The organism is Ruegeria sp. HKCCD3925, assembly GCF_057221175.1.
In genome coordinates this window covers 201,219-225,299 of the sequence record NZ_JBWVBI010000004.1, presented here as the reverse complement: position 1 = coordinate 225,299, position 24,081 = coordinate 201,219, and the positions used below count along the sequence as shown (strand labels likewise).

The following is a 24,081-nucleotide window of genomic DNA, read 5'->3' as shown; positions in this document are numbered from 1 at the left end:
TCTCCCGTGTCGCGCACAGGCTTGTTTGTCACCTCCAAGATGGAAGCAAAACACACCATGCGCAAGCAAGGGCTTAGCGATCAGGTCCGGGAATATGTAGAATGACGCTACGGCGAAACGAGATGTGCCGGAGCGTCACTTTATTCTGCAGCCACCCCGTCGGTGAACTGCAAGCGTGCGAGGCGGGCATACAAACCGTCCTGCGCCACCAGATCGTTATGGGTACCCTGCGCCACAATGCGCCCGGCTTCCAGCACGACAATCCGGTCTGCCTTCTTAACGGTCGCCAGACGGTGCGCCACGATCAGAGTGGTGCGCCCTGCCCTCATGTTATCAACCGCACCCTGCACTGCACGTTCGCTTTCTGCGTCCAAAGCCGAGGTCGCCTCGTCCAGCAGCAGCACCGGTGCGTCGCGCAGGATGGCACGTGCGATGGCGATACGTTGCTTCTGACCACCCGACAGCATTACGCCCCGTTCGCCCACAAAGCTGTCATACCCTTCGGGCAAAGCCGAGATGAACTCATGCGCGGCGGCGGCTCGGGCGGCGGACTCGACTTCGGCATCTGAGGCGTCCAGACGGCCAAAGCGGATATTCTCGCGCGCCGAAGCGGCAAAGATCACGGGGTCTTGCGGGACCAGCGCGATGTGCTGACGGAAGTCGTCACGGTTCAACTCGCGCAGGTCGAGCCCATCAAGACTGACCTGTCCCGCATCGGGATCATAGAATCGCTGAATCATCTGGATGACTGTTGTCTTGCCCGCACCAGACGGGCCAACAAAGGCCACTGTCTCCCCAGGTTTAATCTGCAGTGACAAATGATCCAGCGCGACAACGTCCGGGCGCGCGGGATAGTGGAATGTCACATCGTCGAAACGTATCTCTCCGCGTACGGGCACAGGCAATGCCTTGGCCTGCGACGGATCGTTGACTGTATCTTCAGCGTTCAGAAGCTCGACCAAACGCTCGGTCGCACCTGCAGCGCGCTGCAACTCGCTCCAGATTTCGGACAACGCGGCGACTGAACCCGCCATGATGATCGAATAGATCACAAACTGGATCAGCACGCCCTCGGTCATAACCCCGTTACGCACATCATTCGCACCCATCCACAGCACGCCAACGATGCCCGAGAAGACGAGAAAGATCACAATGACGGTCAGAATCGCACGGGTCTGGATCCGACGCAGAGAAACTTCGTACGAAGTTTCTGTCATCTCTCCGAACTGCGTCCTGCTGGCGTCCTCATGAGTAAAAGCCTGCACGGTTTGCACCGCACCCAACGCCTCGCCGGCATTTCCAGAGGACGCCGCAATCCAGTCCTGATTTTCCCGGCTGATCACCCGTAACCTGCGGCCCAGTACCAATATTGGCACAACCACCAGCGGAATCAGCAGCAACACCATCCCAGTCAGCTTAGCCGATGTCAGCAGCATCAGCACCAGTCCACCGACGAACATCAGAAGGTTGCGGAGCGCGATGGACACAGACGACCCCAGCACCGATTGGATCAGCGTTGTGTCGGTGGTGATCCGGCTCAGAACTTCGCCGGTCATGATGCGCTCGTAAAACTCGGGGCTCATCCCGATCACGCGGTCAAAAACCGCCTTTCGGATATCGGCCACCACACGTTCACCCAACCGGGTCACCAAAGCATAGCGAATACCCGTACCCACGGCGAGAATCCCGGCGATACCGAGGGCGGCCAGAAAGTACCATTCAAGCAAATCACCATCTTCGATGCGGAAATTGTCGACCACACGCCGCACAGCCAAGGGCAATGTCAGCGTCATGCTGGCCGTCAGGATCAACGCCAGTGTCGCACCGATCATCAGCAGTCGATAGGGCTTCATAAACGGCCACAATGACCGCAGCACGCCAATTTTTTTAGACCTAGCCCGTTCATCGTAGGCGCCGGGCGCTTGTGCATTTGCTGGATTGGCGGAGCGTGTTCTTGCCATATCTGGCCCTTGTATTCTGGTCGCAGCCCTTATCAGGCGTCAATCAACGTTTCATGGCGGCGTGGGACAATGGGGTCAAGCTTTGGGCGCAATTCGGGGCACGATCCGGGCCTTTTGACGCATTCGACCGGAATGTTAGAGATGGAGGGGCTGAGTTGGAGCGGGTAGACGGAATCGAACCGACATAGCCTGCTTGGAAGGCAGGGGCTTTACCATTAAGCTATACCCGCTCAGTGCTTGCGCTGATTATTTTATGTACCAACCATCGTCAAGCGCGAAGTTGTGTTTTCAGCCTCAGATACGGCGCACGACATCAATGACACGATCTTCAAGAAATTTTCAGATGGGCGGCAAAAAGGGAAGTCGTAGCAATTCAATGGTCGTTAATTAGCGATGGAAAACAGATCTGGGTCACCACCAAACGCAAGGGAAGTAACTTGATTCCGGCATCTAACTCACACTGGAGAAAAACACTATGTATGCTTATCCCAGCCTTAGTGTTCACTTGCCTGATCGTGTTGACACTCTCGCAGCAGTCGCCCGTATGGATGCCTTTGGATGATGCCTATATAACAATCGGAAACGTGGATCTGTTTCTTTCGGGGCGCTCAGATCTTTACGGCAATGATGGTCCGACCGGCGCAAGTAGCTTGGTTCATTTTCTCGTGCTGGCCTTTTTATCGCAATTCACCACTACACCAGAGGCCAGCTTGGCCTTGAGCGTTCTAAGCGCCGGCGCATATATGATTGGGTTATGGTTGTTACTGTGTTCCGTGTCAGGCTCTCGGATCGTTGCAGCATCTGGGTCGATTGCGGGTCTCTTATTAGGATTCGCGTGGCTCCACCTTATGAATGGCCTAGAGACTGGTATGGCAATGGCAGCCATCACTTGGGCCTTTTTTCTACGCCAAACCAATCGCCACGTCGCGCTATCGATATTGATTGGCATAATGCCTTTTATCAGACCGGAGTTTTACGTTCTTTCTGCTCTCTTGTTCATTTCTATCATCGTCGTGAAGCCGATCAACTACGCGTACTGCGTCAAGATTTTTTTCATTTCCGCATCCGCCTACATAATCTTGGCACTTGTGAGCGTTCTGATTCTAGGCAGTGTTTGGCCTGATACCGCCGGCGCGAAAGAGGCTTTTTTTGCAGAGAAAGGTGAAGTTTTCTCTAGTCGACTGATGGTCGCTCTGCGCGCCGTGGTCGAGACCAATCTGCTTGTGGTTTTCTCGGGCTTGGTCTTCGCACCATTCCTTAGGGGAGGCTGGGTTGCCTTAGCTTTTTTCGGAATTTTTGTGCTCTCATCAGCTCTGAAACTACCGGGTGCTCTGTATCACAACGATTTCCGCTACCTGTATCCGTTGCTACCAATTGCAATTGCATCTTGGACAGCGGTCCTGACGGCGCGTCAAGTTTCTTCGGCCCCGGTCTTTGTGATCGGTGCCCTCCTGTCGGTATACGCTTTTGCGACAAGCAGTTGGCCAGTCTACACCATACAATGGAAATCGGGTAGCGAAGAGCGTCTTATTACAGCGGAATGGATGACTGAGAATTTACCGTCGAATTCTGTAGTAGGTGTTCACGACGCAGGCTTTATACCCTGGAAGATCGCCTCAACAGTCTCGAATCAAAACATTCGGTTCGTTGATCTTGTCGGCTTGAAGTCGCCTTCCGCGATCAAATTTCACGAGGAATTCACTGCCCCCTCGAATGGTAAAGAACGATGGCGAGCATTTGATGTGTTGGGGCGGGAACGTAAGATTGATTACATCATTGTTCTGGATCGACCGTTTTGGCGTCGTATCGAAGACAGTTTCAAGACTGCGGGCTGGGATATCAACCTTATTTTCGCCAACGAGGGCGGATATCAAGTGTTCTCAGCCAACCCAAATTGAGCGGAGCAATTGAAAACTGCCTGTTTTGAACTGATGTTTTCGAAATGGAGAATAACTCAACCTGTGGTTTGAAAACAAACTGTCATGTTACGTGAATATACGCTGTTCACCAAAACCCTATTCAGACAGCCAGGAGCTATCCATGACAGACGTCGATCTTACCACCCTTTCCGCCGACGATTGGGATGAGTTGCACTTCCCCCGCCCGGATGAACACGACTTCGACCGCGTGGTTGAAAGCGCTATCTCGCGACGGGGTTTCCTGTCAGGAGTTGTAGCTCTTGGGTCGGGCGCTGCGGCGATGGGCGCTGGTTTGTTGGGCTCAACTTCAGCACAGGCGGTCGATGCGCAACGCTTTGCCTTCACGCCGATTCCCGCCCAGACCGATGGGACAGTCCACGTGCCGGAAGGTTATGAGTGGAAGATGCTAATGCGCTGGGGCGATCCGCTGTTTTCCGAGGCCGATGGATACGATTTGACCGATGGCGGTAAGGTTGAAAACTCCGACAAGGTTTTTGGCGAGAATACGGATGGGATGGAGACATTCTCGTTCCGGGGTCACGAGCTGATTGCGATCAACCACGAGTACCCGAACCGCAAGATCAACCTGCCTGCCGCGCAGGAAGGTGTTCCAACCAGTGCCGATGACGTTCTAAAGTTGCAAAACATCCAGGGCGTGACCGTAATGGAGATCAAGGAAGGCCCTGCGGGCTGGGCGGTCGTTAAGGACAGCCCCTTCAACCGCCGGATCCACCACAACACTCCAATGAAGATCGTCGGCCCCGCCGCTGGTCATGACCTACTGAAGACCGAGGCCGATCCGACAGGAACCGCGTCGCTGGGCACCATGAACAACTGTGGTTCCGGCAAGACACCGTGGGGCACCTACCTGACCTGCGAAGAAAATTTCAACGGCTACTTTGGTTCCTCTGACGAGAATGCCAGCTACGATCAGAAGGTCGCGGACGGCATGAAACGCTATGGCATCAAGGCCGAAAGCTGGAACGGTTACGAGCTGTTCGATCCGCGTTTTGACACCTCGAAAAACCCCAACGAGCCGCACCGCGCAGGCTGGATCGTGGAAATCGACCCGACGAATCCCGACAGCACTCCGGTCAAACACACAGGCCTGGGCCGTTTCAAGCATGAAAATGCCGAGGTCACGCTGGCTGCAGACGGTCGCGTGGTGGTCTATATGGGCGACGATGAACGTGGCGAGTATCTGTACAGGTTTGTCTCGAACGCGGCCTATGCGCCCGGTGTCGATACTCAGAGCCTGCTGAATGATGGCACGTTATATGTCGCCAAGTTCAATGACGACATGAGCGGTGAATGGTTGCCGCTGACGCCAGAAACGACCGGTATGGACGCGGCCGAAATTCTGATCTTCACCCGTATGGCGGCATCGGCTGCGGGTGGCACCACCATGGACCGTCCGGAATGGGTGGCCTCAAGCCCTGTCGCGATTGAGGCCTATTGCTGCCTGACCAACAACAAGAACCGGGGTGTTAAGCCAAATGCTGGGGGTGATGACACTGCAGTCAACGGCCCTAACCCGCGCGAGGCCAACAAATACGGCCAGATCGTGCGCTGGCGTCCAGCGGATGAAGATCACGCGGCCACTGGCTTTGATTGGGATCTCTATGTCATGGCCGGAAACCCAACTGTTCATTCGGATAACCGTGGCGGATCGGCAAATGTGAACGAAGGCAACCTGTTCAACTCACCCGACGGCATGGCCATCGATTCGACTGGTCTGGTCTGGATTCAGACAGACGGGAATGATGACAACGAGGAAGAATTCGCAGGAAACGGCAATAACCAGATGCTAGTTGGCGATCCCGTGACCGGGGAGATTGTGCGCTTCATGACCGGCCCGAATGGCTGTGAAGTCACCGGTCTGGCCTGGTCGACCGACCTGCGCACCATGTTTGTTGGCATCCAGCATCCGGGCAGCAATTGGCCCGATGGCGGTACGCCGCGTTCGTCGGTGATTGCGATCAAACGCACCGACAACGGGCTGGTCGGCTAATCAAGCCCTTGCATCAAAAGCGCTCCTGAACTTCGGTTCCGGGGCGCTTTTTCGTCTCAATTCAAATATCCTCACCCGGTGGATCAAGCAGCCCGCCCGGCGCAAGCAAGGCACGCTCTGAAAGCCACGGGTTCAGTTCGAGTGCATGGTTCAGCGCCGTTCGCGCTTCGTCCAGCCGCTTGAGACCCAACAGCGATAATGCCCGCCCGCTAAGCGCCGCTACATGGTTCGGGGACAGCTCAATGGCCCGATCCAGATCGATCAGGGCCGCACCGTAATCCTGCTGCAAATAGTTGACGAATGCCCGTTGATTGTACCCCTCGGCATAATCCGGGCAATAAGCGACCAGAGCGTCAAACTCGGCCAGCGCACCGGTCAAATCCCAAGACTCGCGCAGAGACATCCCGCGATCCAACAGGGTTTGAGATCGGGCGTCCGGCGCATCGGTCCAGAGTTGCCACATCCGTCCCGAAATGCCCCGCGCCTCGCGCTCAGACGACGCGGTTTGGGCTTGCGTAATCAGGGCGTCGACGCCAGAGATATGATCCGGCGCAACCGGGCAATCTGCAGAAGCCTGAGCGGCAGAACCAGCGAGTATGGCAACGATAAGTACGTTTTTCATCCTCTCTAACCTGATCCATCAGTCGTTTAGGTCAACTGCTTTATAGCGGAGCCAGCAACCCGGTTTCTTTCACCGCCTCCATCGCAACGAAGGTGGAGGTGTTGGCAACATGCGGCAGGGATGAGATTTTCTCGGCTAGCACCGTGCGGTATTCCGTCATCGATCGGGTGCGGATTTTAAGCAGATAATCAAAGTTGGACGCGATCATATGAGCCTGTTCAATCTCAGCAACTCTGCGCACCGCTGCATTGAACTCGGCCAGTGCCTTTTCACGAGTATCTGTGAGACGCACCTCGACAAAGGCCACATGGTCAAGGCCCAGACGGATCGGGTCCAACATGGCGCGATAGCCTGTGATGATCCCGTCAGCCTCAAGCCGCTTGAGCCGCGCCTGTGTCGGCGATTTTGACAAGCCGATCCTGCGCGCAAGGTCCGTCACTGAGATGCGGCCATCTTCAGCTAATGCCGTAAGGATCGCACGGTCAAAGCGATCAAGGCTGGACAAGTCGTTTTGCATAATCAGGCTCCTATATTTCAGTCAATTCGACCAGAATTCGAGGAAATTCGGTCCATTCTCCTGACTATAGGCGGTTATATTAGGCAAAAGCCCCGGAGTACACATGTCACACAGCCTACGCACCAAAATCGACACTCAGACTTATGCCGACCAGTCCACTGTACTGGACGCGCTGATCTCTCAGGCCAAGCTGTCAGAGGCCGACCGAACGGCCATTTGTGAGGCTGCAGCACAGCTGGTGCGCGACATCCGCTCAAGCACGTCGCCTGGCATGATGGAAGTGTTTCTGGCTGAATACGGCCTGTCCACAGATGAAGGCGTTGCGCTTATGTGTTTGGCCGAGGCGCTGTTGCGTGTACCAGATGCGGATACCATTGACGCACTGATCGAAGACAAGATCGCCCCGTCAGACTGGGGAAAACACCTGGGACAATCATCCTCGTCACTGGTGAACGCGTCGACATGGGCGTTGATGCTAACAGGCCGGGTCCTGGACGAAGACAAATCCTCGCCCGTCGGTGCGCTGCGCGGGGCCATCAAGCGGCTGGGTGAACCAGTGATCCGCACCGCCGTTGGTCGTGCGATGAAAGAAATGGGGCGTCAGTTCGTTTTGGGCGAAACCATTCAATCCGCCATGAAGCGCGCCAAAGGCATGGAAGATAAGGGCTATACCTACTCGTACGACATGCTGGGCGAGGCGGCACGGACCGAGGCCGATGCTGCCCGCTATCACCTGTCTTACTCGCGCGCGATCGCCGCTATTGCCGAGGCTTGCACCCATAAAGACATTCGCGAGAATCCGGGCATCTCGGTCAAGCTGTCGGCCCTGCACCCCCGTTATGAGCTGGCACAGGAACAACGGGTGATGGACGAACTGGTGCCCCGGCTGCGCGCGCTGGCTTTGCTGGCCAAGGCAGCGGGCATGGGGCTGAACGTTGACGCGGAAGAGGCCGATCGCCTGTCGCTCTCGCTGCAGGTGATCGAAGAAGTTATGGCAGAGCCTGCACTGGCCGGTTGGGACGGGTTTGGCATCGTCGTGCAAGCCTACGGCCCACGCGCCGGGTTGGTGCTGGATACGCTCTATGACATGGCCCAGCAACACGACCGCAAGCTGATGGTGCGGCTGGTAAAGGGAGCTTATTGGGATACCGAGATCAAGCGCGCGCAAGTCGAGGGCGTCGATGGTTTTCCGGTCTTCACCGATAAGGCGGCGACGGATGTGTCCTATATCGCCAACGCCCGCAAGCTGCTGGGAATGACCGACCGTATCTATCCGCAATTTGCCACGCATAACGCCCATACGGTCAGCGCCATCCTACATATGTCGGACGGCCAGCCATTCGAATTCCAGCGCCTGCACGGGATGGGTGAGACCCTGCATCAGATCGTGCGCGACAAGCGGACCTCGCGCTGCCGTATCTATGCTCCGGTCGGTGCGCATCGGGATCTGTTGGCCTATCTGGTGCGTCGCCTTCTGGAAAACGGGGCAAATTCCTCGTTCGTCAATCAGATCGTTGATGAGGAAGTCGCCCCAGAAACCGTTGCCGCAGATCCGTTCGTGGCCGTTCAAACACCTGGCAAACCGCTGCCAACCGGGCCTGAGTTGTTCGCACCGGAACGCCCAAACTCGAAAGGCTTTGATCTGCACCATACGCCGACGCTGGACCAGATTGACATCGCACGCGACGCCTTCCGCGCCCATCATTGGTACGCCCGCCCCTTATTGTCGGATGATGCACAGCCTTTGGCAGACACTCCCGTGATCAATCCTGCGCAACCGCAGGATCGCCCCGGTTCGGTTGCTGCGGCCAGCCCCGAAGACGTGGAACTGGCGTTGGCCAGCGCTTGCCCATGGCAGGCCTCAGCCGAGAAGCGCGCTGACATTCTAAATAAAGCAGCCGATCTCTACGAAGCGCATTTTGGAGAGCTGTTTGCCCTGCTCGCCCGCGAAGCCGGAAAATCCGTGCCCGATGCGGTAGCCGAGCTGCGCGAAGCGGTTGATTTCCTGCGCTACTACGCCGCCAATATTCCTGCCGCCAAACCCGCCGGAATATTCACCTGCATCAGCCCGTGGAACTTCCCTCTGGCGATCTTCACCGGGCAGATATCGGCTGCGTTGGCCACCGGCGACGCTGTGCTGGCAGCCCCTGCCCCGCAAACGCCACTGATCGCCCATCGCGCAGTTCAGCTGATGCACGAAGCAGGTGTTCCACGCGATACGCTGCAACTGCTTCCGGGTGGGCCGAAAGTGGGCGCGGCGTTGACGTCGGATGAACGCGTCTCGGGCGTGGCCTTTACCGGGTCGACCGCTACCGCGCATAAAATCCGATCTGCCATGGCACAGCATATGCGTCCGGGCACGCCATTGATCGCCGAGACCGGCGGCCTGAATGCGATGATCGTAGATAGCACCGCGTTGCCGGAACAAGCTGTGCAATCGATCATCGAAAGCGCGTTCCAATCGGCAGGCCAGCGATGCTCGGCCCTGCGCTGCCTCTATCTGCAAGAGGATATTGCCGATGACGTTCTGACCATGCTGCAAGGGGCGATGGACGCTTTGCAGGTGGATGATCCCTGGCTGATCTCGACCGATTGTGGTCCGGTCATTGACGCGCAAGCCCGGCAAACCATCGCGGACCACGTGGCTCGCGCTCGTGCCGAAGGACGGGTGCTGAAAGAGATGACAACGCCTCCCGAGGGTACATTCATCGCACCGGCACTGATCGAAATACCCGGCATCTCGGCGCTAGAGCGCGAGGTGTTCGGCCCGGTGCTGCACGTCGCCCGGTTCAAGGCACAAGAGATCGACAAGGTCATCGCGGATATCAATGCCACGGGCTACGGCCTGACCTTCGGCCTGCACACGCGTATCGACGACCGGGTGCAGCATGTGACCGAGGCGATCCATGCCGGTAATATCTACGTCAACCGCAACCAGATCGGCGCGATCGTCGGCTCGCAACCCTTCGGCGGCGAAGGTCTGTCCGGCACCGGCCCCAAGGCGGGCGGCCCGAACTATATGGCACGGTTCTGCGCCCCGGATAGGCAGAATGCGTCGGGACGCTGGGACAGTTCGGCCGAACCAGGTGCGCCTGAAGGGCAACCTGCAACGCCCAGCACCCAATCGCTGCCCGGTCCCACCGGCGAATCTAACCGCCTGACCGAATATGCCCGTGCCCCGCTTTTGTGCATGGGTCCGGGGGCCGAGGCCGCCAAAGCTCAGGCGGATGCGGTCAAATCGTTGGGTGGTACAGCGATCCGTATGACGGGCATGCTGGATCTGCACCGGCTTGAAAACCTGACCGGTTTCTCGGGTGTTCTGTGGTGGGGCGACGACGACACTGCCCGCCAGATCGAGCAGCATTTGGCCCGGCGCGATGGCCCGATCATCCCGCTGATCCCCGGGCAGCCCGACCGTGCGCGGGTACTGGGGGAACGCCATGTCTGTGTCGACACCACCGCCGCCGGAGGCAACGCCGCCCTTCTGGGAGGTGCGGCATAACCGGACCTTGACGCTGGGCGGCGAAAAGCCCAGCGTCGCGCCATGTTTCCGATCCGAGACCATAACCCTTCGGGGCGTACTCCGTTTGTTGTTTATGCCCTTATGGCTGCGAACATCCTGATCTTCCTCAGCTATGTGGGTGTCATGGAGGATGCGCGGCTGATCAATCAGCTTTATGTTGACTACGCAGTCATTCCTGCCCGGATAACTGACGGCTATGGATTCGAGACACTCGTGACGTCAATGTTCCTGCATGGGGGCTGGATGCATCTGGCGGGAAACATGCTGTTCCTGTGGATATTCGGCGACAACCTCGAAGACGAAATGGGGCATGTGCTGTTTCTCGTGTTCTATCTGCTGGCAGGAATCGGAGCAGGGTTGATTCACGTCTTTTCGGCACCGGATTCGGTGGTGCCAACAATTGGCGCGTCCGGAGCGATAGCCGGTGTCATGGGCGGCTATCTTCTGCTTTTCCCAAAAGCGCGCGTAGATATCCTGTTGATTCTGATCGTCTATATCCGGATCTTTACCATCCCGGCCTTTATCATGCTGGGTGTCTGGCTGGGCCTGCAATTCCTTGGCAGCCTCTCCAGCAATCCCGATGAAGGTGGCGTTGCCTATTGGGCGCATACCGGAGGGTTCTTTGTTGGTTTGATCCTGTGCATCCCCCTATGGCTCAGGCGCGGAGGGACTGGGTTCTGGAACCGCACCCACGGCCATCCACCGCATCCGGAACACAAGTACAAACTCTCGCAATCACGCATCCCCAGAGTGCCGCGCAAATAATCAAGCGTCAGCTCTTGGGTAGCCTACCGCCGCTCAGGTGGGTGATCTCTTGCGCCGCGCGCATGACCAGATCGCCCAACTCGGGCGCGCGTTCTCGGCTGAACCTTACGGTGGGTCCGGATACCGAGATACCGGCGCAAGGCTCAGCCCTGTCATTGAAGATGGCCGCACCAATGCAAGACATACCTTCATACCGTTCTTCGTGATCGTAAGACCAACCTCGGGTACGAGTTTCAGCCAGATCTGTATACAGGCCTGAAGCGGGCAACTGCGTATTTTCAGTGAAAGCAACCGGATCAATCCGGCCCAGAACTTTGCCTAAACTCTCTTCGCTCAACGCAGCGAGAATAGCCTTTCCTGTACCGGACGCATACATGGGCGTCCGCGCACCGGGTGGAAAGAAGGCCCGGATGGGGTTCTGAGTTTCGACCTGCCCGACAAAGACCACCTCTGCTCCATCGGGTACGGCCAGATTTGCGGTCTCACCGCTGTCTTGCATCAGACGCCGCAGGATCGGCCTGCCGATTTCCAGAACGCTCTTGCGCCGCAGAAAAGACGCACCGGTCCGATAGGCTTCGATTCCGACCAGCCATTCCTGCCGTTCCTCATCAAAAGATACGAACCCGTGTTTTTGCAGTGTCACCAGAATGCGATGCGTGGTGGCTGTCGGAACATCAACCTCGCGGGCAAGATCGCTTAGCCCGACGCGCTCTAGCCGGGCAACAGTGGTCAGTACGCCCAGCGCCCGATCCAATGATTGCATGGTCCCGGCCGAACTTTCTTTAAACAGCGATTTGGGTCTGCCGCGCGGTCGCTTTTGCGTTTCCATTTCTCACCTGGCTTTCGGACTTTCCCCCGAAAACCCGAACCAATTTTTCTGGCCCGGAATTCTCCGAGATCATTTTGATAAACTGAATTCCTATCCGTTTCAGCACCTTATCAATTTAACGGATAAAATGAAAATATTTTTCAAGAAAATTGCAACACACAACCGTTCAAGCGACACTTGGGTCCAAAGCAGAGGATTGAGTTATGTCGCATCAAAACCCGGTCTTTATCCCAGGCCCAACCAACATTCCTGATCGATTGCGCCTTGCCATGCAGGTTCAGACGCAAGACCATCGCGCCCCGGATTTCGTTGAAACCTTCGCCCCGGTACTGGAGGATACAAAACAGGTCTTTGGCACCACCGAAGGCCAGATAATCACTTTTCCAGCCAGCGGAACGGGCGGTTGGGAGGCAGCGATTACAAATACGCTCAGCCCCGGTGACAAGGTTCTTGTCGCCCGCTACGGCGTCTTCAGCCATCGCTGGATCGATCTGTGCGAAAGACACGGGTTGGACGTTCAGATTGTTGAATGTCCATGGGGAACAGGCGCGCCAGCCGACAGGTTCGAGGCCATCCTGTCCGCGGATAAAGCGCATGAAATTAAGGCCGTATTGGTGACGCATAACGAAACCGCGACAGGTGTGCGTTCCGATATCAGCGCTGTGCGCGATGCGATGGATGCGGCACATCACCCGGCCATGATGTTTGTGGATTGCGTGAGCTCTTTGGCCTCAATGCCGTTCGAGTTTGACCGGTGGGACGTGGATATTGCAGTCTCGGGGTCGCAAAAGGGGTTCATGCTGGCCACCGGCATGGCAATCCTATGCGTTAGCCCCAAGGCACTGGCGTCGATAGAGACTGCGCAACTGCCACGCACCTTCTTTGATTTCCGTGATATGATGTCGGCAAATGCGTCTGGCGGCTTTCCCTATACTCCGCCGCTGCAGCTGATCTACGGCATGCGCGAAAGCCTTAAGATGTTGTTCGAGGAAGGGTTGGACAATGTCTATGCCCGCCACACTCGCCTTGCCGAAGGTGTGCGCCACGCGACTGCGGCCTGGGGCCTGAAGTTGGTCGCACAATCTCCTGACCTCTACTCGGATACCGTCAGCGCCATTTTTGTGCCCGAGGGTTTCGACAGCAACGAACTGACTGACCATGCCTTCAACACCTATGGGGTATCCTTCGGCATTGGTCTGGGTGAGTTGAATGGCAAAGCGTTCCGTATTGGCCACTTGGGCAGCCTGACCGATGTTATGGTCCTGTCGGGGCTGGCCACGGTCGAGATGGCCATGGCCGATCTGAACTACCCGGTGAAGCTTGGCAGCGGGGTTGCTGCGGCGCAGGAATTCTATCGCGCCAGTTCAACCAGCCACGCAAAAGCCGCAGCTTAGGGAGGGCAGTCATGTTGGATCAAATCCCCGTCGCCGAACTGACCTATGCTGACGTGCAGGCTGCGCACGAAAGGATCAGGCCGCACATCCGACGCACACCGGTAATGACCTCGGACTATCTGAATGAATTGACCGGCGCACAGCTGTTCTTCAAATGCGAGAACTTTCAGGAAGCAGGCGCATTCAAAGTGCGCGGTGCCAGTAATGCGGTCTTCGGCCTAAGCGATGAAATGGCGACCAAGGGTGTTTGCACCCACTCAAGCGGGAACCACGCCCTGTCGCTGTCATATGCGGCTGGTCGCCGGGGCATTCCATGCAATGTGGTGATGCCGCGCACCGCGCCGCAGGCCAAGAAAGACGCGGTACGACGCTTTGGTGGTACGATCACTGAATGTGAGCCATCCACCTCTTCCCGCGAGGCAACGTTTGCCGAGGTGCAGGCCCGAACAGGCGGAGAGTTCGTGCACCCGTACAACGACCCTCGTGTTATCACTGGTCAGGCCACATGTTCGGCTGAATTGCTTGAGCAGACCGATGGCCTGGATGCAGTGATCGCGCCAATCGGCGGTGGCGGGATGGTCTCAGGCACCTGTCTGACGGTCTCGAACCTGGCACCAGGAACCGCGATCTATGCGGCTGAGCCTGAGCAGGCGGACGATGCGTACCGTTCCTTCAAAGCGGGCCATATCATCGCGGACGATGCCCCCAAAACGGTGGCAGACGGGCTGTTGGTCCCGCTCAAGGAAAACACATGGCACTTTGTGTCGAACAATGTGACCGACATCTTCACCGCGTCCGAGCAAGAGATCATCGACGCAATGAAACTCACCTGGAAATACTTGCGCGTGGTGATGGAGCCGTCTTCGGCCGTTCCGCTGGCCACCATTCTCAAGAACCCCGACACCTTCCGGGGCAAGCGCGTCGGCGTCATCATCACCGGCGGCAACGTGGATCTGGACAAGCTGCCCTGGCTGAAAGGGCAAGGAGAAACAGGATGAACAAACCGATGAACAGTGATCAATTCGAAGTTGGCTATGACATTCCTGCCGCGATCGGCATGGATGAATCCGAAATCCAGACTCCTTGCCTGATCCTTGATCTGGACGCGCTCGAGCGTAACATCAAGAAGATGGGCGACTATGCCAAGGCACATGGGATGCGGCACCGGGTGCATGGCAAGATGCACAAATCCGTAGACGTCGCGAAGCTGCAGGAACAATTGGGCGGCGCAGTCGGCGTCTGCTGCCAAAAGGTTTCCGAGGCCGAGGTGTTTGCGCGCGGAGGCATCAAAGACATTCTGGTCTCGAATCAAGTGCGGGACCCGGCCAAGATTGACCGTCTGGCGCGCCTGCCGAAGCTTGGTGCACGCACAATCGTTTGCGTCGACGATGTGGACAACGTCGCTTACCTTTCTGCTGCTGCCGCTAAGCATGGCACTGAATTGGAAGTTTTTGTCGAGATCGACTGCGGCGCGGGCCGCTGTGGTGTCACCACGACCCCCGCCGTGATCGAAATCGCCAAGGCGGTTGAGGCCGCCCCTAACCTGAAATTTACCGGCATTCAGGCCTATCAAGGCGCGATGCAGCATCTGGATACGTATGAGGCACGCAAAGAAAAACTGGATACCGCAATCGCCATGGTCAAGGATGCCGTCGACGGATTGAAGGCTGAAGGGATCGACTGCGAGCTGGTTTCGGGCGGCGGTACGGGGTCTTATTACTTCGAAAGCAACTCGGGCGTTTATAACGAGCTGCAGTGTGGCTCTTATGCCTTCATGGATGCTGATTACGGTCGGATTCTGGACAAGGACGGTCAACGGATCGATCAGGGTGAATGGGAAAACGCCTTGTTCATTCTGACCAGCGTGATGAGCCACGCCAAAGCGGACAAGGCAATCTGCGATGCGGGCCTGAAGGCGCAATCCGTCGATAGCGGCCTGCCCTTCATCTTTGGGCGGGACGATGTGGAATACCTGAAGTGTTCGGACGAACACGGCGTGATTGGCGACCCGGATGGGGTGTTGAAGGTTAACGACAAGCTGCGGCTGGTGCCCGGCCACTGTGACCCGACCTGCAACGTTCATGACTGGTACGTCGGTGTGCGCGGCGGCAAGGTTCAAGCGCTTTGGCCGGTCTCTGCCCGTGGCAAGGCCTATTGAATTACAGATGAATGCAAGGGCGGACGTTTAGCACCGCCCTTACTAATGCCATCAAAAAGAAAGACAAACGCGATGATCATCGTTCCTGAAAAGGAAATCGGCGCTCTGTTAGGCCGACAGGAAAGCTATACTGCGGTTGAGCAGGTGTTTGCCGCGATGGCGGCTGGGGATGCCTACAACTTCCCGGTCGTGCGCGAGGCCATAGGTCATGCGGATGCGCTCTATGGGTTCAAAGGCGGGTTTGATCGCGCGGGCATGAACCTTGGCCTGAAAGCAGGCGGTTATTGGCCAAACAATCTGGAAACGCACGGGCTGATCAATCACCAATCCACCGTGTTTTTGTTTGATCCAGATACGGGTCGCGTTCGGGCCATCGTTGGGGGCAACCTGCTGACCGCGCTGCGCACGGCTGCAGCCTCGTCGGTTTCGATCAACCATTTGGCACGCAAGGATGCCAAGGTGATCGGAATGGTTGGCGCTGGGCATCAGGCGACATTCCAATTGCGCGCGGCATTGGAACAGCGGGACTTTGAGAAAGTCATAGGCTGGAACTTGCATCCAGAAATGCTGCCAAATCTCGAAAAGGTCGCGGCTGAAGCGGGGCTGCCTTTTGAGGCTGTGGATCTGCCCGGCATGGTGCAGGCGGACGTGATTGTCACCATCACATCCTCCTTCGCGCCAACACTGATGTCCGAGCACGTCTCCGACGGCACACACATCGCATGTATGGGCACTGATACCGTCGGCAAACAAGAGGTCGCCAGAGACCTGATCGCCCGCGCAAGCGTCTTTACCGACGAGGTCGCGCAGGCCGTGACATTGGGTGAAAGCCAGCATGCCGTGGCTGCCGGAATGAAAGCCGAAGGCGATATCCGGCAGATCGGAGAGGTCATTAACGGTACCCATTCCGGGCGTGTGTCCGAGGCTGAGGTGACCGTGTTCGACGGTACTGGCGTGGGGCTGCAAGATCTAGCTGTGGCAAGCGCAGTGGTCGATCTGGCAGTCCAGCAAGGGATTGCGATCGAGGTCGACTTCTAAACCAAAACGCGCGCCCGGAACGGACGCGCGTACCATGATCAAATGACCGGGGTTGAATATCAGCCCCGGATTACCTTTGCGAAATTGTCAAAGATCGGTTCATTGGCGCAGATCACTTCGCCATCCTCAAGCACGCTGCCTTCGGGGTTCAGCGCCTGAACAAAGCCGCCCGCCTCTTTCACGATGATGATGCCTGCGGCCAGATCCCAGGCGTTCAGGCGACGCTCCCAAAAGCCTTCGTAACGACCGGCGGCCACATAGGCCATGTCCAGCGCGGCAGCACCCCAGCGACGAACACCAGCACAGGCAGGCATCAGACGGGCGAGGTCCTGCAAGGTCGCAGGCAGATCCGAACGGCCACCGAATGGCAGACCTGTCGCGAAGATCGACTCGATCATGCGATGGCGGCCCGACACACGGATGCGCATGTCGTTCATCCACGCACCTTCGCCTTTTTCAGCAAAGAACATCTCATCCTTGGCAGGGTCATAGATCACACCCGAAACGATCTTGCCCTTATGTTCCAACGCGATTGAAACGGCCCAGTGCGGCAGCCCGTGCAGGAAGTTGGTTGTCCCATCCAGCGGGTCGACGATCCAGCGACGAGTCGGGTCTTCGCCGTCAATCGCGCCGCCCTCTTCGGCCAGCCAACCATAGGTCGGACGGGCACCCAGCAATTCCTCTTTCAGGATGGCTTCGGCCGCGATATCGGCCTTCGACACAAAGTCGCCCGCACCTTTCATCGACACCTGCAGGTTCTCGACTTCACGAAAATCCTTGACCAGAGAACGCCCCGCCTTACGCGCGGCCTTGATCATGATGTTGAGATTTGCACTGCCAACCATTTTCCAAAGGCTCCTGTCCGGTCAAGCCGCGCGTATACTGGGGCAACGCGCCCTTGCCAAGAGGAATGATGTTCAATGTGAAATTGGACACTGACAGCTATTCGTCGTTAGGCAATTGTTGATCCGCGCTGGAGGTCGAATCGCTCTGGTCCGTCTGCCAGCCCGCACATTGAACTCGCACAAATCACTGTGATGCAATTCTAAGGAGATCTCATATGGCTACGTATCACGAGTTTCCCCAAAGAGAAATTGACCAACTTATCGAAACTGGGCGCGCCAATTTTGATGAACAAAACATAGCAGCGCGTTCATCAAAGGACGCAGTGCTTGGTGCTTCTCCGCTCATTGTAGGTGAAGTCTGCATTTCGGTAACCGTCGAAGATGGAAAAGTTTGTCTGAAAATTCCAATTGTGGACATTGAGGAATGCTTCAAAGTGCCGGGCTGGATTCCCGATGGGACGGTAGTGAAAGCTTGTTTAAAGATTTGCTTTATTGGCCCTGTACCCAGCGGAGTATGCGTTCTGGTAACCGCGCTTGACAAGGAGGTCTTTCGACGGTGCTACGGAGCTTGCTAGTAAAATTGAAGCCGTGTTGTTGAAGAGTTTTCTGGCTTGGTTTAACAAGTTAATTCCATGCATGCTGCAAGCTACTGTGCCTGCAGCTTGTGTGCTTCGGCTCGTGCGAGTTCTACCAACTCTTGTACAAAGGGCTTTTCAAGGTCGTCGCAACGCACTGCAGCGTATAGTCCGCGGGTAACGCCCTGCTTGGTCAGCGGACGTGTGACATAATCAGAGTTGTACTTCACTTCGCGCACCACCCAATCGGGCAGAACTGAGATGCCCCGGTTCGAGGCGACCAACAACAATATTACTGCGGTCAGTTCGACCTGCCGGACCGAGGCCGGCTCGACCCGGGCCGGGATCAGCAACTGACTGAAAACATCCAACCGGGTTCGTTCGACCGGGTAGGTAATCAGTGTCTGACCTCGGAAATCTTCAGCTTCGATATAGGGCTTTTCAGCCAATGGATGCGAAGACGCCGCGACAAATACGGCCTGATAGTCAAAGAGTTCGACAAATTCGACACCCGGCAGATCTTCGGGGTCAGAGGACACCACTAGATCAACTTCTTCTTTCTGCAAGGCGGGCAACGCGTCGAATGCAAGGCCCGGGCGGATATCCACATCAACGTCTGACCAGGATTTACGGAAAGCTTCAAGCACCGGAAACAGCCACTCGAAACAAGCGTGACATTCGATCGCAATGTGCATCCGACCGGTGCGACCGTCGCGCAGCGATGAAAACTCATCCTGCATCGCCTCGACCTGAGGCAGAATTTGTTCAGCGAGCCGCAGCAGCCGCAAACCAGCTGCCGACAACTTCATCGGCTTGGATCGACGTAAAAACAGCTCGACCCCGGCCTGATCTTCCAACCCCTTGATCTGGTGACTTAGTGCGGATTGCGTGATGTTTAGCTGATCAGCTGCACGCGCAAGCCCACCGCATTCGTGGATGGCTTTGATCGTCCGTAAGTGGCGAAATTCGATATGCATTACTCACGTGACTCATGTTGTTGTTGAACAATATGAGTTTGTCTCACAATGCATCTGATGGCACAAGGGCATAAATGACAGCTACGAGGCCACTATGACCAAGCCTGAGATTTCATTCGAGTTCTTCCCGCCGCAGACTCTGGAGGCCTCGTTTCGCCTTTGGGATACGGTTCAGACCTTGGCGCCGCTGAACCCACGGTTTGTATCGGTGACCTATGGTGCTGGTGGTACAACACGTGAGTTGACGCGTGATGCAGTTGCAACCTTGCACAAATCCTCGGGGCTGCCTGTTGCTGCGCATCTGACTTGTGTCGATGCCTCGCGTCAGGAGACGCTTGAGATTGCAGACACATTCGCGCGCGCAGGCGTTCAGGATATCGTTGCCCTGCGTGGCGACCCCCCTAAAGGTCAAGACCGGTTCGCCCCCCACCCTGATGGTTTCACCAACTCGGTAGAACTGATTTCTGCACTGGCCGAGACCGAGATGTTCAGCATCCGTGTCGGCGCCTATCCGGACAAACATCCCGAAGCAAGCAATGCCCGCGCTGATGTGGATTGGCTAAAGGCCAAGCTGGATGCGGGCGCGGACGAGGCGTTGACCCAATTCTTCTTCGAGGCTGAAACCTTCTTCCGGTTTCGCGATGCCTGCGAAAAAGCGGGGATCGACAAGCCTATCGTACCGGGCATTCTTCCCATCGAGAACTGGAAGGGTGCGCGTAACTTTGCAAAACGCTGTGGCGCCCACATTCCCGACTGGATCGAGAACGCATTTGACAAAGCAATCCGGGACGATCGCGAAGATCTTCTGGCGACGGCGCTATGCACCGAACTCTGCTCGGACCTGATAGAAGGCGGCGTGGACAAACTGCATTTCTATACGCTCAACCGACCTGAGCTTACTCGGGATGTCTGTTTTGCCCTGGGCATTACACCCCAGACCGAATTGCAGAACGTCGCCTGATCCCACAGTTTTTGCGTTTGCCCTGTATCGCCGGGCGTGGCAGTCGTCTGCCATGCTCATTTGCGACAACCGCTGCGCAGGCGACAATCTCGATATGCACCCGTCAACTGTTGCCCTACCTCAGTCTAATTCCTGAAAAAATTTGACAAAAATGTGATCAATGGCAATCTGATCCCGTTGTAGTTTTAATGAGTGTTTTGAGTATGAAGCCAGTGAGCAAGGTACAGGCTCGGGCCGAAGCGTTGCAGGTTCTTGGTCTGCCCCCAAATGCAAACGCAAACGAGATTCGTGAAGCCTGGCGCAAAATCGCGTTCCACGATCATCCTGATCATACCGACGGTGATTATTCCGGTTTTTCGGATGCTAAATCAGCCTATGATTTTTTGCGTAAAGAAGGGATGACACGCAAAAACGGTTTAGATTCTTCTACACCGCGTCGTCCTCGTTTGAAGAAACGCGTAATCGAACTGGCCGCAGATGAAATCAAAGCTTGTCACGATCTGTTAAAACCTGAACGCGCGCTGAAGGATTTATCGGAACTGGGTGAACCGGACGCCGCCAAAAGCGCCCGCGAATCTTCGGACCATGTTCCTGATGCAATCGGATGCTTCGGGCGCGATCTTACCTACTTCGTCGCATCGTCAGTCTGCGAAGGGTCTAACCGCGTTGCATTGCCAACCTCGGTACTTTCCGGCTACCGCAAGTCAGAAACAGAGATTCTGACCTTTCGGTCCAAGGGCTCGGGCTCCGGTGAGATTGTCATTCCTGACCCGATACGCGAGAGGAAATTTCCCGGTGCCAAGAGTGTAACAATACGGTTCGAAGCGGATCAACACATGCGGGATATGTTCGAGTTGGCGGGGTGAGAGAACCCGCCAGCGAAAAAAGCCCGGCCTTAGTGGCCGGGCTTTCTTTCATTAATCGGAATCAGTTGGAAATCGGGCCTTCTGATGTGAATTTCGGGATCACGCTGGTCGAAGCGGCATCCCCTTCGATTCCGGGCCAGTTGCCTTCCGCCAGGTCGATGTTGGCCGGAACATCCTCTTCCCAGAAACCAACAACAACATCAGTGATGTTCAGATAGAGCTTGTCATCGACAATACGCCACAGATTTGGGTTGCCCGGAACCTTGCCGCCTTTCGACACGCCGTATGCACAATGGCCATCATATTGCGGTGCGTAAAAGGCCGGGTTTTCCAGAAACTTGTCACGGTTCTCTTCGGTCGCAAACGCCCAGGTTACACCATTATAGTCTGCGGTGATGTCGGCCCGACCGCGAACAGCCTCGGGTTGCGACTGGCCTAAGGGCACCTGATCCAGGCTGCGGTAAGCAACAACGTCGTATCCCGATACGGCAAATCCGGTGCCATCAACATATTGTTCTCCGGCGAACGCGGGCACGGCAAAAGCCATCGTCGCGGCAAGGGTCAGCGCAAAGCGTTTCATGTGATTGGTCCTCATGTCCTTACGGTTTCTGGTCACCCGAACTGCGGGTCTGGTCAAACAATAGGTAATTTTGGCCCGGCGCGAAGACCCCCTCGCGCCGCTGTGAAAACCAGAGGGGTTTTGTGAGGTGAACGAGGTGCAATGTTACAAATATCTCGCCACATCCGGGGTTGGACTTTGAGTTTTGCAATATTAGCTGTGAAGGCGGCGGCGTTTTGGCCAAATGATGCAGAAAGGCAAAAGATGAGCGAACAATCCACTTACACACCCCCAAAAGTCTGGACTTGGGACAGCGAAAGCGGGGGACGCTTTGCCAATATAAACCGGCCCATAGCTGGTGCGACTCACGATAAGGATCTTCCGGTCGGGAAGCACCCGCTTCAACTGTATTCGCTCGCCACCCCAAACGGCGTCAAGGTTACAGTCATGCTGGAGGAGCTTTTGGCATTGGGCCATTCCGGGGCCGAATACAATGCGTGGCTGATCAACATCGGTGAAGGTGATCAGTTCAGCTCGGGCTTTGTCGGGGCCAATCCTAACTCGAAGATACCGGCGCTGTGGGATCATTCAGGTGAAACACCTGTGCGCGTTTTCGAGAGCGCCTCCATCTTGCTGCATCTCGCTGAGAAATTCGGTGAGTTTCTGCCCGCCAGCGGTGCCGAACGGACAGAAGTGATGAACTGGTTGTTCTGGCAAATGGGCAGCGCGCCATATCTGGGCGGTGGCTTTGGCCACTTCTACGCTTATGCGCCTGAGAAATGGCAATATCCGATCGACCGTTTCGCGATGGAGGCCAAACGCCAGTTGCATGTGCTGGAACTGGAACTTGCCGATAAGCCTTATATTGCAGGTCAGGACTATACGATCGCCGACATGGCGATCTGGCCGTGGTACGGGCAGCTTGTTCTGGGCCGTCTATACGATGCGGCAGAATTCCTGGATGTCGAAAGCTATGAAAACGTGATGCGGTGGGCCAAAGCCATCGATGCTCGCCCCGCCGTTCAGCGCGGCCGGATGGTCAATCGTGCGTTTGGAGAGCCGCATACGCAGTTGCACGAACGCCATGACGCCAGCGATTTTGAGACCCGCACGCAGGATAAACTGGAAGCGGCGGATTAACGTCCTGCGCTACTTCAATATCGGGGGCCGCTCGGGATCACTGCCCGGCGCGGCCCTTTCCATTTGGGGCGCTTGAGGCTGGGGCAAATCGAACCGCAGCCCAACCTTTGCCAAGGCAGAAGTAGCCGGATCCTGCACTTCAAAAAAGCCAACATCCAGCGCTCCGGCCTCGATCCCCGAAAAGGTCAATGCCTCGGATACGGCGCGTGCAAGCGCTGGCTGCGCGCCTTCGACCGCCGAAACAAAACCCAACAAATGACCCTGCCCCCCATCCTCGGTCCTTGTTCCAACCAGAAACGCCGCCGCAGCCAGACCTGCAGCCGTCGCCAGCTTTGCATCAAGCGCGGTTAACAGAACATCTGGCAAACCGGAGGGCGGATGGAATTCGGCAAGTCGCTGCTGCACCTCCTTAGGACCATGCTGCAGCGTTTCAGACAACCAACCGAGCGCTTCAGCGGGGATCAACATCGACGACGGTGCAACATCAAGGTTCAGACCCAGCCCGACCCCCTGCCCCGACAACATCCCTGAAAGAACACGACCCGACAGAGCGACATAGGGGACCGGTCGACCCGCAAATGCCGCCATTCGTTCCTCAAGATCAAACACCAGAACAAAACGACCATCCGCCACATCGAACAGCTCGGGCGAAATGCTTTCATCCTTCGCTTCCTCGGTCAGCATCAGGAACAGCTCGCTATCGGCCAGTCTTTCGAAAAAGCGTAGTCGAGCGTTGTCGTCTTCCGGGGCCGCCTGCATGGCGTTATGTGCAGCATCCAAAGCTGTGGCTTCAGTCATTCAGAACCTCATTCACCCGTTTCTGTAGCACCGGCAAAAGCTCGGCCTCGAACCAGGGGTTTTTCTTCAGCCAAGCCGTATTGCGCCAGGACGGGTGAGGCAAGGCAAACACGCGCGGTGCATGGTCTCGCCAAAGACTAACAGTCTCGGTAACCGGTGTTTTTACGCCAAGATGGTATTTATGGGCATGACCCCCGACGAGGATCGTCAACGGTACTTCTCCCAACGCAGCCATCACTTTGTCATGCCAGGTGCGCCCGCATATCGGCGGCGGAGGCAGGTCGGCCTTGCGCTCATTGTATCCGGGGAAGCAAAACGCCATCGGCACGATGGATACGCGCGAACGGTCATAAAATGCGTTCTCATCCAGTCCCAGCCAATCCCGTAGCCGGTCACCCGAAGGGTCGGTGAAAGGCTTCCCTGAAGCATGGACGCGCGCGCCCGGTGCCTGACCTGCGATCAAAATGCGCGCACCGGGGCGAAACCAGACCACCGGGCGCGGCTGGTGCGCAGTCGTGGTCTGCGCGAACCTATCCGCGCACAAACGGCAGGCTTGGATGTCCTCAATCAGCGATTTCATCGGATCAACAGGCTTTTGCAATGTTCATTGATGAAGATAGGCA

General features: G+C 56.6%; 22 protein-coding genes and 1 tRNA gene. 13 read left to right on the top strand and 10 right to left on the bottom strand.

From position 1 onward, the window contains the following. Positions 1–140: 140 nt before the first annotated feature. Complete coding sequence (locus tag AC2TEM_RS11240; RefSeq protein WP_170420679.1) at positions 141–1,961, bottom strand: ABC transporter transmembrane domain-containing protein; 1,821 nt, start codon at positions 1,959–1,961, stop codon at positions 141–143. On the opposite strand from AC2TEM_RS11240, the gene AC2TEM_RS11235 reads away from it, so the two are divergent. Next, positions 1,955–2,149 (top strand): hypothetical protein, encoded by a 195-nt coding sequence (locus AC2TEM_RS11235; protein WP_170392271.1) that lies wholly within the window; start codon positions 1,955–1,957, stop codon positions 2,147–2,149. The genes AC2TEM_RS11240 and AC2TEM_RS11235 overlap by 7 nt on opposite strands. On the opposite strand, the gene AC2TEM_RS11230 is transcribed toward AC2TEM_RS11235, so the two are convergent. After that, positions 2,118–2,191 (bottom strand) — tRNA-Gly (locus tag AC2TEM_RS11230). The two genes, AC2TEM_RS11235 and AC2TEM_RS11230, sit on opposite strands and share 32 nt — an antisense overlap. A 318-nt stretch (positions 2,192–2,509) precedes the next feature. On the opposite strand from AC2TEM_RS11230, the gene AC2TEM_RS11225 reads away from it, so the two are divergent. Together AC2TEM_RS11225 and AC2TEM_RS11220 are read left to right on the top strand one after the other, a co-directional pair. Then, positions 2,510–3,859, top strand: coding sequence for a hypothetical protein (locus AC2TEM_RS11225; RefSeq protein ID WP_170420677.1), 1,350 nt, complete (start codon positions 2,510–2,512; stop codon positions 3,857–3,859). A gap of 142 nt (positions 3,860–4,001) precedes the next feature. After that, positions 4,002–5,891, top strand: coding sequence for a PhoX family protein (locus AC2TEM_RS11220; protein WP_170420675.1), 1,890 nt, complete (start codon positions 4,002–4,004; stop codon positions 5,889–5,891). Positions 5,892–5,952: 61 nt separating this feature from the next. On the opposite strand, the gene AC2TEM_RS11215 is transcribed toward AC2TEM_RS11220, so the two are convergent. Beyond that, on the bottom strand, positions 5,953–6,513 hold the full coding sequence (locus tag AC2TEM_RS11215; RefSeq protein ID WP_170392277.1) for a tetratricopeptide repeat protein: 561 nt from the start codon (positions 6,511–6,513) through the stop codon (positions 5,953–5,955). 40 nt (positions 6,514–6,553) lie between these two features. Then, positions 6,554–7,030 carry a winged helix-turn-helix transcriptional regulator gene (locus tag AC2TEM_RS11210; protein WP_170401672.1) on the bottom strand — a complete coding sequence of 159 codons (477 nt, stop codon included), beginning with the start codon at positions 7,028–7,030 and terminating at the stop codon, positions 6,554–6,556. Between the two features lie 103 nt (positions 7,031–7,133). Here AC2TEM_RS11210 and putA point away from each other — a divergent pair, with 103 nt between their 5' ends. After that, positions 7,134–10,532, top strand: coding sequence for a bifunctional proline dehydrogenase/L-glutamate gamma-semialdehyde dehydrogenase PutA (putA, locus tag AC2TEM_RS11205; protein WP_480856190.1), 3,399 nt, complete (start codon positions 7,134–7,136; stop codon positions 10,530–10,532). Between the two features lie 42 nt (positions 10,533–10,574). After that, positions 10,575–11,318, top strand: a complete 744-nt coding sequence (locus tag AC2TEM_RS11200) for a rhomboid family intramembrane serine protease (RefSeq protein WP_170420670.1) — start codon at positions 10,575–10,577, stop codon at positions 11,316–11,318. A gap of 7 nt (positions 11,319–11,325) precedes the next feature. Here AC2TEM_RS11200 and AC2TEM_RS11195 read toward each other — a convergent pair whose 3' ends face one another. After that, the gene (locus tag AC2TEM_RS11195; protein ID WP_170420668.1) at positions 11,326–12,147 is read right to left on the bottom strand and encodes an IclR family transcriptional regulator; all 822 of its coding nucleotides are present in this window, start codon (positions 12,145–12,147) and stop codon (positions 11,326–11,328) included. Between the two features lie 203 nt (positions 12,148–12,350). Here AC2TEM_RS11195 and bhcA point away from each other — a divergent pair, with 203 nt between their 5' ends. The 4 genes from bhcA (at position 12,351) to bhcD (ending at position 16,737) form a co-directional block, all read left to right on the top strand. Further along, positions 12,351–13,541: an L-aspartate--glyoxylate aminotransferase BhcA gene (gene bhcA / locus AC2TEM_RS11190; protein WP_170420666.1), complete on the top strand. Its 1,191-nt coding sequence runs from the start codon at positions 12,351–12,353 to the stop codon at positions 13,539–13,541. Positions 13,542–13,552: 11 nt separating this feature from the next. Next, positions 13,553–14,539: a beta-hydroxyaspartate dehydratase BhcB gene (gene bhcB / locus AC2TEM_RS11185; RefSeq protein ID WP_170420664.1), complete on the top strand. Its 987-nt coding sequence runs from the start codon at positions 13,553–13,555 to the stop codon at positions 14,537–14,539. Then, complete coding sequence (gene bhcC, locus AC2TEM_RS11180; protein WP_170420662.1) at positions 14,536–15,699, top strand: 3-hydroxy-D-aspartate aldolase BhcC; 1,164 nt, start codon at positions 14,536–14,538, stop codon at positions 15,697–15,699. The genes bhcB and bhcC overlap by 4 nt, the downstream gene beginning before the upstream one ends. A gap of 72 nt (positions 15,700–15,771) precedes the next feature. Further along, the gene (gene bhcD / locus AC2TEM_RS11175; RefSeq protein ID WP_170420660.1) at positions 15,772–16,737 is read left to right on the top strand and encodes an iminosuccinate reductase BhcD; all 966 of its coding nucleotides are present in this window, start codon (positions 15,772–15,774) and stop codon (positions 16,735–16,737) included. A gap of 59 nt (positions 16,738–16,796) precedes the next feature. On the opposite strand, the gene AC2TEM_RS11170 is transcribed toward bhcD, so the two are convergent. Then, positions 16,797–17,582 (bottom strand): inositol monophosphatase family protein, encoded by a 786-nt coding sequence (locus tag AC2TEM_RS11170; RefSeq protein ID WP_170392295.1) that lies wholly within the window; start codon positions 17,580–17,582, stop codon positions 16,797–16,799. 215 nt (positions 17,583–17,797) lie between these two features. Here AC2TEM_RS11170 and AC2TEM_RS11165 point away from each other — a divergent pair, with 215 nt between their 5' ends. Continuing rightward, the gene (locus AC2TEM_RS11165) at positions 17,798–18,157 is read left to right on the top strand and encodes a hypothetical protein (RefSeq protein WP_170420658.1); all 360 of its coding nucleotides are present in this window, start codon (positions 17,798–17,800) and stop codon (positions 18,155–18,157) included. Positions 18,158–18,228: 71 nt separating this feature from the next. Here AC2TEM_RS11165 and AC2TEM_RS11160 read toward each other — a convergent pair whose 3' ends face one another. Continuing rightward, positions 18,229–19,134, bottom strand: a complete 906-nt coding sequence (locus tag AC2TEM_RS11160) for a LysR family transcriptional regulator (protein WP_170420656.1) — start codon at positions 19,132–19,134, stop codon at positions 18,229–18,231. Positions 19,135–19,228: 94 nt separating this feature from the next. Between AC2TEM_RS11160 and metF the strand changes: the two genes are divergently transcribed. Next, complete coding sequence (metF, locus tag AC2TEM_RS11155; RefSeq protein ID WP_170609018.1) at positions 19,229–20,095, top strand: methylenetetrahydrofolate reductase [NAD(P)H]; 867 nt, start codon at positions 19,229–19,231, stop codon at positions 20,093–20,095. 203 nt (positions 20,096–20,298) lie between these two features. Next, entirely contained in the window at positions 20,299–20,961 is a 663-nt protein-coding gene (locus AC2TEM_RS11150) for a J domain-containing protein (RefSeq protein WP_170401705.1), read from the top strand. A gap of 61 nt (positions 20,962–21,022) precedes the next feature. Here AC2TEM_RS11150 and AC2TEM_RS11145 read toward each other — a convergent pair whose 3' ends face one another. Beyond that, entirely contained in the window at positions 21,023–21,541 is a 519-nt protein-coding gene (locus AC2TEM_RS11145) for a YHS domain-containing (seleno)protein (RefSeq protein ID WP_170420652.1), read from the bottom strand. Between the two features lie 243 nt (positions 21,542–21,784). On the opposite strand from AC2TEM_RS11145, the gene yghU reads away from it, so the two are divergent. Then, a complete protein-coding gene (yghU, locus tag AC2TEM_RS11140) occupies positions 21,785–22,660 on the top strand; it encodes a glutathione-dependent disulfide-bond oxidoreductase (RefSeq protein WP_170420651.1) in 876 nt (291 codons plus the stop codon). A gap of 9 nt (positions 22,661–22,669) precedes the next feature. On the opposite strand, the gene AC2TEM_RS11135 is transcribed toward yghU, so the two are convergent. Continuing rightward, positions 22,670–23,458 (bottom strand): SseB family protein, encoded by a 789-nt coding sequence (locus AC2TEM_RS11135; protein WP_170420649.1) that lies wholly within the window; start codon positions 23,456–23,458, stop codon positions 22,670–22,672. Continuing rightward, the gene (locus tag AC2TEM_RS11130) at positions 23,451–24,038 is read right to left on the bottom strand and encodes a uracil-DNA glycosylase family protein (RefSeq protein WP_170420647.1); all 588 of its coding nucleotides are present in this window, start codon (positions 24,036–24,038) and stop codon (positions 23,451–23,453) included. The genes AC2TEM_RS11135 and AC2TEM_RS11130 overlap by 8 nt, the downstream gene beginning before the upstream one ends. Positions 24,039–24,081: the final 43 nt, after the last annotated feature.